This is a genomic window from Mesorhizobium sp. M2A.F.Ca.ET.037.01.1.1 (assembly GCF_003998075.1).
GTDB lineage: Bacteria > Pseudomonadota > Alphaproteobacteria > Rhizobiales > Rhizobiaceae > Mesorhizobium.
Window position 1 is genome coordinate 1 of record NZ_RZSA01000101.1, and the last position, 10947, is coordinate 10947.

Below are 10947 nucleotides of genomic sequence, written 5' to 3' on the forward strand. Positions count from 1 at the left end.
ACCCTCGCCACGCTCGGTGTCGCGCAGCTTTTCGACGCCGCCTTCGGCTATGATGCCGTGGCCAACCCGAAGCCGGCGCCGGACACCGTCATTGCCTTTTGCGATCTGACCGGGCTGAAGCCGGGCGAGATCGCCATGGTCGGCGACAATCGCCATGACCTGGAGATGGCGCGCGCCGGCGGCTGCGGCCTGGCGGTGGGCGTGCTTTCCGGCACCGGCACGCGCGACTCGTTGGCGCCGATGGCGGATGTCATCCTGGACTCGGTCGCCGACCTGCCGGATTTCCTTGCCGCGCGGATGAGCGTGCCTGCGGGCTAACCGGGTTCGGCCACAAGCGCGAACACCGCGCTTGGCTTCGGCTCGCCGCCGCCGTTTCCGCCGACATCCGGCACATGGTATTCGCCGAGCAGGCAGAGCCGCGACCTCGGCAGCCAGGCACGGCCGGGGTCACCGACCAGCACGTCGATGCCGGCGGCCAGGCAGCGTTCGAGGAACGGCATCATCCGCTGCCCCACATCCTGCGCGTAAAAGACATCGCCCGCGAGCACCAAGTCGACCGCCGGCGGCGGACCGTCGGTGACATCCCCCTCGCATATCTGGATGGCGACGCCATTGGCTTCCGCGTTGAGGCTCAGCGCCACGATCCCGTTGCGGTCGATCTCCGCTGCGATCACCGCGCGCGTCCCGGCTTTTGCCGCCGCGATGCCGACCAGCCCCGAGCCGGCGCCGAGATCGAGCACGCGTTTGCCGGCCACGATCGACGGGCGGTCCAGCACATAGCGGGCCAGAACCGCGCCGCCGGCCCAGGCGTAGGCCCAGTAGGGCGGCTGTGGCTCTGCCTCGCCTTCGTCACCGTCCTCCGGTTCGAGCAGCCGCCGCAGGCCGCTGCCCGGATGCGCCTGATAAAGCCGGACCTCCGGCACTGACGGCACCGGCGCCAGCCGCATGTTCGCCTTGATGAACTCCGCCCGATCGAGCGCTTTCGCCGGCTCTCGCCTCAGGCTGGCCGCACTATCGCTCAAGCCTGGTCCCGCAGCGCGCGACGCAGGATCTTGCCGACCGGCGTCTTCGGCAGTTCGGTGCGGAATTCGATGTATCTCGGCCGCTTGTAGCCGGTCAGGTTCTCGCGGCAATAAGCCATCAGCGCCTCGACGGTCAGCGCCGGATCCTTCTTGACCACGAACAATTTAGGCACTTCGCCGGAATGCTCGTCCGGCACGCCGATCGCGGCCGCTTCCAGCACGCCAGGGTGATGCGCCACCACCTCTTCCAGTTCGTTCGGATAGACGTTGAAGCCGGAGACCAGGATCATGTCCTTCTTGCGGTCGACGACCTTGGTGTAGCCGCGCTCGTCCATGAAGCCCATGTCGCCGGATTTGAAGAAGCCGTCCTTGGTCATCACCTTGGCGGTCTCGTCGGGCCGGTTCCAGTAGCCGGCCATCACCTGCGGGCCGCGGATGCATATCTCGCCCACCTCGCCAAGCGGCACATTGTTGCCGTCGTCATCGCGGATGGCGATCTCGGTCGAAGGCAGCGGCAGGCCGATCGTGCCGGTGAAGTCGCTGGAGCTGAATTTGTTGGCGGTGGCCACCGGCGATGTTTCGGACAGTCCGTAGCCTTCGCTCACCGGGCAGCCGGTCAGCGCCTTCCAGCGTTCGGCGACGCCCTTCTGCACCGCCATGCCGCCGCCCAGCGTCAGGATCAGCGGCTTGAAGTCCAGCTTGCGGAACTCCTCATTGTTGAGCAGCGCGTTGAACAGGGTGTTGAGGCCCGGGAAGATGTGCATCGGGTATTTCGCCAGTTCCTTGACGAAGCCCGGAATGTCGCGCGGGTTGGGGATCAGCACGTTCTGCGCGCCCTGCTGCATGCCCATCAGTGCATTCACCGTCAGCGCGAAGATATGATAGAGCGGCAGCGCGCAGATGAAGTTTTGATGCGCCGGCTTGGGCTTCACCGTATAGGCGTCCTCCACCCATAGCGAGTTCTGCGCGACGTTCGAAAGCACGTTGCGATGCAGCAGCACGGCGCCCTTCGAGACGCCGGTGGTGCCGCCCGTATATTGCAGGAAGGCGATGTCGTCGCCGGAGACCGTGGGCGGCTTGAAGGCGATGGTCGCGCCGGTCTTGAGCACGGCGTTGAACTTGACGTGGCCGGGCAGCGACCATGCCGGAACCATCTTCTTCACCCGCCGCACGACGAGGTTGACGATGGCGCCCTTGAGGCCGCCCAGCATGTCGCCCATCGATGCGACGATGACATGCTTCACAGGCGTCCTGGCGATGACCGCCTGCAGCGTGCCGGCGAAGTTTTCCAGGATGACGATCGCCTGCGCGCCGGAATCCTTCAACTGATGTTCCAGTTCGCGCGGCGTGTAGAGCGGGTTGATATTCACCACCGTGTAGCCGGCGCGGAGCACCGCCATCATCGCCACCGGATATTGCAGCACGTTCGGCATCATCAGCGCCACGCGCGCGCCCTTTTCCAGGCCTCTTGCCTGCAGGTAGGCGCCGAACGCGGCCGACAGCCGCTCGAGCTCCGCATAAGTGATTGACTTGCCCATGCACACGAAGGCCGGCTGCCTGGCGAATTGCTTGCAGGCGCCGACCAGGAACTCGCCGATGGACTTGTAGGGCAGGGCGCCGATCTCTGCCGGCATGTTCTTCGGATAGCTTTTCAACCACGGCTTCTCCGGCAGGCCAACCGTGAGTTCGGTGATCGCCTTCGGCAAGCCCTTCGAGGCAGATTTGGCGGTGGCCGGCTCTGTGGATTTCGCGGCTGCCGCCTTGGCCTTTGGCGCTGCGGGTTTGGCGGCGGCCGGCCTTGCCGCCTTGGCGGGCGCTGCCTTCGCGGCCGTCTTCACCTTCGGCGCGGCGGCAGCCTTGGCAGCCTTGGGCGCATCGCTTTCAGCGGCCTTGGCTTTTGCTTTCGCCGGCCCTGTCGTCTTGGCTGCTTTTGCCACCTGTCTCTCCCTGTCGCCTTCGATATGGGCGCCCGCTTCCGCAAGAAGCGTCCTCCACGCCGGTTCGGATTTTCCGGGAAATCCCGCCCATCATCTATGTATTGCCTCTATCTGCGACCGTGCAAGCCTTGCCCCAGCGGCAGGGCGGGGAAAGATTTGCCGTCGAAATCCGCTCCTCGATGGCCTCCCGCGTCAGCCTGGAGGGCAGGCGGACGTCCGGCGGCGCGGCCTCACGGGCTCGTTCCCCAAGACAGCCGATCAATAAAAAAATGCCGTCGTTAATAATGTTGTGAGCGGAAAAGAATGCTTATTTTTTCTATTATTGGAGCATAATCTAGATTCTTTTCCTGCTTCCCATGGGGTACGCACACGAGGTGTTCCAAAGGCGAAGAAACGGTGCTTATATGCGCCCTTCGCGAGCCTGATAGAGGGGCTTGAGAGAACATCAGGGAGTGCTCAATGAAAAAGACAATGACTTTTGCAGCCGCGTTGCTGGCTGCAAGCGTCCTCAGCGGCATGGCCAGTGCCAAGACGCTCGTTTATTGCTCGGAAGCGTCGCCGGCCAATTTCGACCCCGGCACGACGACCGGCGGCAACGACTTCGACGCTTCGTCGCGCACGGTCTATTCGCGACTGGTCGAGTTCAAGCATGGCGGCACGGAGATCGAGCCCGGTCTTGCCGACAAATGGGAAATTTCCGACGACGGCCTTGTCTACACTTTCCATCTGCATCCGGGTGTGAAGTTCCAGACCACCGATTATTTCAAGCCGACGCGCGACCTCAACGCCGATGACGTCGTCTTCTCCTTCGATCGCCAGTTCAACAAGCAGAACCCGTGGAACGGCGACAAGTATCTGCCGAACCTCACCTGGGACTATTACACCGGCATGGACATGCCGAAATATGTCGCCAAGTGGGAGAAGGTCGACGACCTCACCGTCAAGCTGACGCTGACCGAGCCGAACGCGCCGATGCTGGCCAATCTCGGCATGGACTTCGCCTCGATCGTGTCGAAGGAATATGCCGATCAGCTCGAGAAGGACGGCAAGATGGCCGACTTCTCGACCAAGCCGATCGGCACCGGTCCGTTTCAGTTCGTCGACTACCAGCTCGACGCCGTCATCCGCTATGCGGCCAATCCGGATTATTTCAAGGGCAAGGAAAAGATCGACGATCTGGTCTTCGCCATCACGCCTGACGCGACCGCCCGCATCCAGAAGGTGCTGGCCGGCGAGTGCGACGTGGCTCCGTATCCGAATCCGGCCGACATCGCCACCATCAAGGCCAACAAGGACGTGACCTTGATGGATCAGGCCGGCCTCAACATCGGCTATATGAGCTACAACACCACGATCCCGCCGCTCGACAAGCCGGAAGTGCGCCACGCGCTCAACCAGGCGATCGACCGGGAGGCGCTGATCAAGTCGCTGTTCCAGGATGCCGGCGCCACACCGGCCGAAAACCTCATCCCGCCGACCATGTGGTCGTGGGACAAGGACGTGAAGACCGACGCCTACAATCCGGATGAGGCCAAGAAGGTGCTCGAGGCTGCCGGCTTGAAGGAAATCCAGCTCTGGGCTTCCGACCGCGTTCGCCCGTATAACCCGAACTTCCAACGCGCCGCCGAGCTGATCCAGGCCGACTGGGCCAAGGTCGGCGTCAAGGCGACCATCGTCAACTACGAATGGACGAAGTATCGCGAGGAAGGCAAGAAGAAGGACCGTCCGGGCGCCTTCCAGATCGGCTGGACCGGCGACAATGGCGATCCGGACAACTTCTTCGCCACTCTCTTCGCCTGCTCCGCCGTCGGCGTCTCGAACTACTCCAGCTGGTGCGACAAGGACTTCGAGGACCTGATCCAGAAGGCCAAGAAGACCAGCGACCAGGCCGAGCGCACCAAGCTCTATGAGCAGGCGCAGGTGATCTTCGCCAAGCAGGCTCCGGCTTTCCTGCTGGCTCACAGCCAGGTCTACGCGGTCGTTCGCAACAATGTCAGCGGCTTTAAGATGGACCCGCTCGGCATTCACCGCTTCGACGGCGTTGACAAGGCCGAATAATATTGCGAACGGGGCGGCGCTAATTCCAGCGCCGCCCCGCTCCATTTGACGATGCTCCGATATCTTCTCAACAAAATCGCCCTCCTGATCCCGACTTTGGTCGGTATCACCATCTGTGCCTTCGCCTTTGTCCGGCTGCTGCCCGGCGATCCGATCCTGGCCATGGCCGGCGAGCATGGCGTCGCCCCCGCCCGCTATGAAGAGCTCAAGCAACAGTTCGGCTACAATCTGCCGATCTGGGAGCAGTATGCGCGCTATGTCGGTGAGGTCGCCACCGGCGATTTCGGCGTTTCCATCTCGTCCAAGCGCCCAGTGCTCGAGGAGTTCAAGACGCTCTTCCCGGCGACGCTGGAACTCTCCTTCTTCGCCATGATCTTCGCCATGGTGATCGGCATCCCCGCCGGCATCTTCGCCGCCGTCAAGCGCGGCTCATGGTTCGACCAGTCGCTGATGGGCACGGCCCTTGTCGGCTATTCGATGCCGATCTTTTGGTGGGGCCTTTTGCTCATCATCTTCTTTTCCGGCTATCTCGGCTGGACGCCGGTCTCGGGCCGCATCGGCCTGCAGTTTTTCTTCAAGCCGATCACCGGCTTCATGACCATCGACAGCCTGCTCCACGGCAAGTGGGACGCGTTCCGCTCCGCGCTTAGCCACCTCGTCCTGCCGGCGATCGTGCTCGGCACCATTCCGCTGGCGGTGATCGCGCGCCAGACGCGCTCGGCGATGCTCGAGGTGCTGGGCGAGGACTATGTCCGCACCGCCCGCGCCAAAGGCCTTTCGGGGGCGCGCGTCATCGGCGTGCATGCGCTGCGCAACGCGCTGATCCCGGTCGTCACCACCATCGGCCTGCAGGTCGGCACGCTGCTGGCCGGCGCCATCCTCACCGAGACCATCTTCGCCTGGCCGGGCATCGGCAAATGGATGGTCGATTCCATCTTCAAGCGCGACTATGTCGTCGTGCAGTCGGGCCTGCTTTTGATCGCGCTCATCGTCATGGCGGTGAACCTCATCGTCGATGTGCTCTATGCCGTCATCAACCCACGCATCAGGGCGGCATAAATGACCCAGACCGAAATCGCTCCGATGGCCGCCGGAAGTCCGGATCGCCTCACCGGGCTAAAAACCTTCTGGCACTATTTCTCGGTGAACCGCGGCGCCGTCATCGGCCTGTTCGTGTTCATCCTTTTGGTGCTGGCGGCCCTCTTCGCACCGCTGCTCGCGCCCTATGCGCCCGACGTGCAGGACAAGACCGCGTTCCTCAGGCCGCCCGCCTGGCAGGCAGGCGGCTCGACGCAATATCTGCTCGGCACCGATCCGGTCGGCCGCGACATCCTCTCGCGCCTGCTCTATGGCGCACGCTTCTCGCTGCTGATCGGCGCGGTGGTGGTCACGCTGGCGCTCACTGGCGGCATCACGCTCGGCCTGCTCGCCGGCTATTTCCGCGGCTGGGTCGACGTCGCGATCATGCGCGTCATGGACCTGATCCTGGCCTTCCCGTCGCTGCTGCTGGCGCTGGTGCTGGTGACGATCCTCGGGCCCGGCCTGTTCAACGCCATGCTGGCGATCGCGCTCGTCCTGCAGCCGCATTTCGCCCGCCTGGTGCGCGCCGCCGTGATGGCTGAGAAGAGCCGAGAATATGTCGTGGCGGCGAAAGTCGCCGGCGCCGGCCATCTCAGGCTGATGCTCGCCACCATATTGCCCAACTGCCTGGCGCCGCTGATCGTCCAGGGCACGCTGTCCTTCTCCAACGCCATCCTCGAAGCGGCCGCGCTCGGCTTCCTCGGTCTCGGCGCGCAGCCGCCGACGCCGGAATGGGGCACCATGCTTGCCTCGGCGCGCGAGTTCATCCTGCGCGCCTGGTGGGTGGTCACCTTCCCCGGCCTCGCCATCCTCATCACCGTGCTTGCCATCAACCTGATCGGCGACGGCCTGCGCGATGCGCTTGATCCCAAGCTCAGGAGGTCGTGATGGCGCTGCTCGACATCCAGAACCTCGTCGTCGAATTCCAGACCGCGTCGGGTCCGTTCCGCGCCGTCGACGGCGTCTCGCTCCATGTCGACGAGCGCGAGGTGCTCGCCATCGTCGGCGAATCCGGCTCCGGCAAATCGGTGTCGATGCTGGCCGTGATGGGCCTCCTACCATGGACGGCGACCGTCACCGCCGACCGCATGAATTTCAACGGCCGCGACCTGTTGAAGATCAGCCCGGCCGACCGCCGCAAGATCATCGGCAAGGACGTCGCCATGATCTTCCAGGAGCCGGTTGCCAGCCTCAATCCCTGCTTCACCGTCGGCTTCCAGATCGAGGAAGTGCTGCGCTTCCATATGGGCATGGACAAGGCCCAGCGCCGGGCACGCGCCATCGAGCTCTTCAAGCAGGTCGGCATCCCGGATCCCGCCGACCGGCTGAACTCCTTCCCGCACCAGATGTCGGGCGGCCAGTGCCAGCGCGTCATGATCGCGATGGCGATCGCCTGCAATCCGAAGCTCCTGATCGCCGACGAGCCGACCACCGCGCTCGACGTCACCATCCAGAAACAGATCCTCGATCTGCTGGTCTCGCTGCAGGCCAAATACAGCATGGGCCTGATCATGATTACTCACAATATGGGCGTGGTGGCCGAAACCGCCGACCGCGTCATCGTCCAGTACAAGGGCCGCAAGATGGAAGAGGCCGACGTGCTGTCGCTGTTTGAATCGCCGAAGAGCAACTACACGCGCGCGCTGCTCTCGGCGCTGCCGGAAAACGCCGTCGGCGACCGGCTGCCGACCGTCACGGACATGCTGTTCGAGGCCGCGCCTTCAGGAGCCGGCGCATGACCAAGGTCGTCGAGGGCAAGGACATCAAGCGCGACTACCATGTCGGCGGCGGCCTGTTCCGCGGCGCGCGCACCGTGCATGCGGTGAAGGGCGTTTCCTTCAGCGTCGAGAAGGGCAAGACGCTGGCGATCGTCGGCGAGAGCGGTTGCGGCAAGTCCACGCTCGCCCGCATCATCACGCTCATCGATCCGGCGACGTCAGGCGAGCTGTTCATCGACGGCAACAAGGTCGACATCGCCAGGGACGGGCTCACCAAGGAGATGCGCCGCAAGGTGCAGATCGTGTTCCAGAACCCTTACGGCTCGCTCAACCCGCGCCAGAAGATCGGCGACGTGCTTGGCGAGCCGCTCCTCATCAACACTGACAAGCCGGCCGAGGAACGGCGCGACCTGGCGATGAAAATGCTTAAGAAGGTCGGCCTCGGACCCGAGCACTACAACCGCTATCCGCACATGTTCTCGGGCGGCCAGCGCCAGCGCATCGCCATCGCCCGCGCGCTGATGCTGAACCCGAGCCTCCTGGTGCTGGACGAGCCGGTCTCGGCGCTCGACCTTTCAGTGCAGGCGCAGGTGCTCAACCTGCTCGCCGACCTGCAGGACGAGTTCCAACTGACCTACGTCTTCATCAGCCACGACCTCTCGGTGGTGCGCTACATCGCCGACGATGTGATGGTGATGTATTTCGGCGAAGCGGTCGAATACGGTCCGCGCGACGAGGTCTTCTCCGACCCCAAGCATGCCTATACCAAGACGCTGTTCGCCGCGACGCCCCGCGCCGACATCGCCAGCATCAAGGCGAGGCTTGCGAAGAAAGCGGCTTAGGGCCACAGGTCGCTGTCCCAGAGGGCGGTGACCCCAGAGGTCGTCATCCTAGGGCGGAGCGCTGCGAAGCAGCGCGCAGACCCTAGAATCCATGCCGTTACCCAGGTCACAAACGCAGCGGAGCAGAGTTCTGCACCGTGGCAACGCATCGACGTCACGGAATGGATCCTCGGGTCTGCGCGCGTCGCTTCGCTCCTTGGATGACGACGCGGAGGTGGTCGGGATCACGACAACTTCGCGATGATCGCCCGCAGCGCCTCACCGAATTTGTGCACTTCCTCCACCGTGTTGTAGTGCACAAGCGAGGCGCGGATCGCGCCGCTGTCCATCGACAGGTTGAGCCGCTTCATCAGCCGCGGCGCATACATGTGGCCGTCGCGGATGCCGATCTGCATGGCCGCCATCTCCTCGACGATCCGCTGCGGCGAAAGCTTGCCGATATTGAAGCAGAAGGTCGGCACGCGCTCGGTGATGCGCGCCTCGTCGGCGACGCCGTAGATCGTGGCATTGCAGTCCTTCAGCACCTTCATCATCTCGCGCGCCAGCACCAGCTCGTAGTCACGGATGGCGTTCATGCCGGCGACGATGTTGTCGCGGCGCGAGCGGTTGTTCTCGGGCAGGAAATTGCGGCCGATCGATTCCAGGTAGCGCACCGCCGCGTCCATGCCCGACACGTTCTCGTAGATGAAGGTGCCGGCCTCGACCTTGTAGGGCGGTTCGTCGGGAATGAAATCCTCGCGGAAGGTCGGCAGCCGCTTCAGCGTGTCGAAGTGGCCCCACAGGAAGCCCATATGCGGCGAGAAATTCTTGTAGCCGGAGCACACGAGATAGTCGCAGTCCCAGGCCTGCACGTCCATCAGCCCGTGCGGTCCGTAATGCACGCAGTCGAGGAACACTTCGGCGCCCGCCGCATGCGCGATCCTGGCCACCGAGGCGACGTCGACGATCGAGCCGATCGAATGCGCCGTCACCGTGCAGGCGACGAGGCGGGTGCGCTCCGACACCAGCGGCTTGAGGTCATCGACATGCAGATTGCCGTCCTCGCGCATGCGCCACCATTTGAACTTCGCGCCGGCCGGCTCCAGCGCCAACCAGGTGGCGATGTTGGCGTCGTGATCCATGTCGGTGACGATGATCTCGTCGCGTCCCCCATCCGCGTCCTTGGCGAGCATCTGGCCGATGCCGAGGCTGACCAGGCGGATGAACGAGGTCGCGTTCATGCCGAAGCAGATTTCGGACGGGCTGTAGGCGTTGATCAGGAGCGCGACGCTCTCGCGCGCCGTCGCGACCGACTGGTCGACGGTGACGCTGCGGCCATAGCGGCCGCCGCGCTGCACATTGTGCGACACCAGATGGTTGGTCACCGCATCGAGCACGCTTTGCGGGATCTGGGCGCCCGCGGCATTGTCCATGAAGATGAAATCGCCGGCCCGCTGCAAGGCGGGAAACATGGCGCGGATCTTTTCGACCGGGAAGGCGGCGCTGGTGCTGTCGGTCTGATGCTTGTTCACGGGGCAGGCTCCTGCGAGGGACTTGGGCGGGGGGACGGGTATCGATGGCGGTCAGCGCGCTTTCTCGTCCTTGAAGCGGCGCTCGAGCAGGCTGACGAGGCGCACCATCGGCCAGAGGAAGATGAGGTAGACCAACGCGGCCCCGATCAGCGGCGAGGGGTTGGCGTAGAGCGATTGCGCGTTGGTCGCTTCCTTCAGAAGTTCCGGCAGCGCCACCGTCGAGGCGAGCGAGGTATCCTTGAACATCGAGACGCAGTTGCTGGTCATCGGCGGGATGACCACGCGGATCGCCTGCGGCAGCACCACCTTGCGCAAGGTGAGCATGAAGGGGAGGCCGAGCGCCTGCGCCGCCTCGAACTGGCCCTTCGGAATGCTTTCGATGCCGGAGCGGAAAACCTCGGCCGAATAGGCCGACATGATGATGGCGAACGCAGTCACGGCCGATGCCCAGGATGACAGGCGGATGCCGAGGAAGGGCAGGGCGTAATAGATCAGGATCAGCACCACCAGCACCGGCAGGGCGCGGAAGATGTCGGTATAGCCGATGGCCAGCCACCGCAGCGGCTTCGGTCCGTAGAGCCGCAGCAGGCTGATCGCCAGCCCCACCGCGATGCCGATGACGATGCTCATGATCCCCAGCAGCAGCGTGTTGAGGAAGCCGCGCAGCAGCGCCGGCAAACTCGACGCAATGACCTCGGGATTGAAGAAGGTGTCGATCAGCGACATGGGAGCGTTCCCGGACCGTGTTGCGTCATGCGATGCCCTGACAGGACCCGGAC

Annotated in this window: 10 protein-coding genes; 6 read left to right on the forward strand and 4 right to left on the reverse strand. The window is 64.0% G+C overall.

Annotated features, from left to right (window positions below; translation table 11 throughout):
* On the forward strand, positions 1–318 hold a 318-nt coding region (locus tag EOA27_RS07810; RefSeq protein ID WP_145970289.1), incomplete at its 5' end, for an HAD-IA family hydrolase.
* Here EOA27_RS07810 and EOA27_RS07815 read toward each other — a convergent pair.
* The gene (locus tag EOA27_RS07815; protein WP_126083590.1) at positions 315–947 is read right to left on the reverse strand and encodes a 50S ribosomal protein L11 methyltransferase; all 633 of its coding nucleotides are present in this window, start codon (positions 945–947) and stop codon (positions 315–317) included. The two genes, EOA27_RS07810 and EOA27_RS07815, sit on opposite strands and share 4 nt — an antisense overlap.
* Positions 948–1018: 71 nt before the next feature.
* Positions 1019–2959 (reverse strand): long-chain fatty acid--CoA ligase, encoded by a 1941-nt coding sequence (locus EOA27_RS07820; RefSeq protein WP_126079687.1) that lies wholly within the window; start codon positions 2957–2959, stop codon positions 1019–1021.
* 459 nt (positions 2960–3418) lie between these two features.
* On the opposite strand from EOA27_RS07820, the gene EOA27_RS07825 reads away from it, so the two are divergent.
* Genes EOA27_RS07825 through EOA27_RS07845 form a run of 5 tightly spaced genes read left to right on the forward strand, consistent with a single transcriptional unit; the run spans position 3419 to position 8657 of the window.
* Positions 3419–5017, forward strand: coding sequence for an ABC transporter substrate-binding protein (locus tag EOA27_RS07825; protein WP_126079686.1), 1599 nt, complete (start codon positions 3419–3421; stop codon positions 5015–5017).
* 51 nt (positions 5018–5068) lie between these two features.
* Entirely contained in the window at positions 5069–6076 is a 1008-nt protein-coding gene (locus EOA27_RS07830; protein ID WP_126079685.1) for an ABC transporter permease subunit, read from the forward strand.
* Complete coding sequence (locus EOA27_RS07835; RefSeq protein WP_126079684.1) at positions 6077–6985, forward strand: ABC transporter permease subunit; 909 nt, start codon at positions 6077–6079, stop codon at positions 6983–6985.
* Complete coding sequence (locus tag EOA27_RS07840) at positions 6985–7836, forward strand: ABC transporter ATP-binding protein (protein ID WP_126079683.1); 852 nt, start codon at positions 6985–6987, stop codon at positions 7834–7836. Before EOA27_RS07835 ends, EOA27_RS07840 begins: the two co-directional genes overlap by 1 nt.
* Positions 7833–8657 (forward strand): dipeptide ABC transporter ATP-binding protein, encoded by an 825-nt coding sequence (locus EOA27_RS07845; protein WP_126079682.1) that lies wholly within the window; start codon positions 7833–7835, stop codon positions 8655–8657. Before EOA27_RS07840 ends, EOA27_RS07845 begins: the two co-directional genes overlap by 4 nt.
* Before the next feature lie 224 nt (positions 8658–8881).
* On the opposite strand, the gene EOA27_RS07850 is transcribed toward EOA27_RS07845, so the two are convergent.
* Both EOA27_RS07850 and EOA27_RS07855 read right to left on the reverse strand, forming a co-directional pair.
* Complete coding sequence (locus EOA27_RS07850; RefSeq protein WP_127255861.1) at positions 8882–10168, reverse strand: cysteine desulfurase-like protein; 1287 nt, start codon at positions 10166–10168, stop codon at positions 8882–8884.
* 51 nt (positions 10169–10219) lie between these two features.
* The gene (locus EOA27_RS07855) at positions 10220–10894 is read right to left on the reverse strand and encodes an amino acid ABC transporter permease (protein WP_126079680.1); all 675 of its coding nucleotides are present in this window, start codon (positions 10892–10894) and stop codon (positions 10220–10222) included.
* Positions 10895–10947: the final 53 nt, after the last annotated feature.

Bases quoted from the DNA above. Each gene is read 5' to 3' on its own strand.
- EOA27_RS07855 (WP_126079680.1), bottom strand. From the start codon at position 10,894: ATGTCGCTGATCGACACCTTCTTCAATCCCGAGGTCATTGCGTCGAGT.
- EOA27_RS07845 (WP_126079682.1), top strand. From the start codon at position 7,833: ATGACCAAGGTCGTCGAGGGCAAGGACATCAAGCGCGACTACCATGTC.
- EOA27_RS07835 (WP_126079684.1), top strand. From the start codon at position 6,077: ATGACCCAGACCGAAATCGCTCCGATGGCCGCCGGAAGTCCGGATCGC.
- EOA27_RS07815 (WP_126083590.1), bottom strand. From the start codon at position 947: ATGCGGCTGGCGCCGGTGCCGTCAGTGCCGGAGGTCCGGCTTTATCAG.
- EOA27_RS07830 (WP_126079685.1), top strand. From the start codon at position 5,069: ATGCTCCGATATCTTCTCAACAAAATCGCCCTCCTGATCCCGACTTTG.
- EOA27_RS07825 (WP_126079686.1), top strand. From the start codon at position 3,419: ATGAAAAAGACAATGACTTTTGCAGCCGCGTTGCTGGCTGCAAGCGTC.
- EOA27_RS07840 (WP_126079683.1), top strand. From the start codon at position 6,985: ATGGCGCTGCTCGACATCCAGAACCTCGTCGTCGAATTCCAGACCGCG.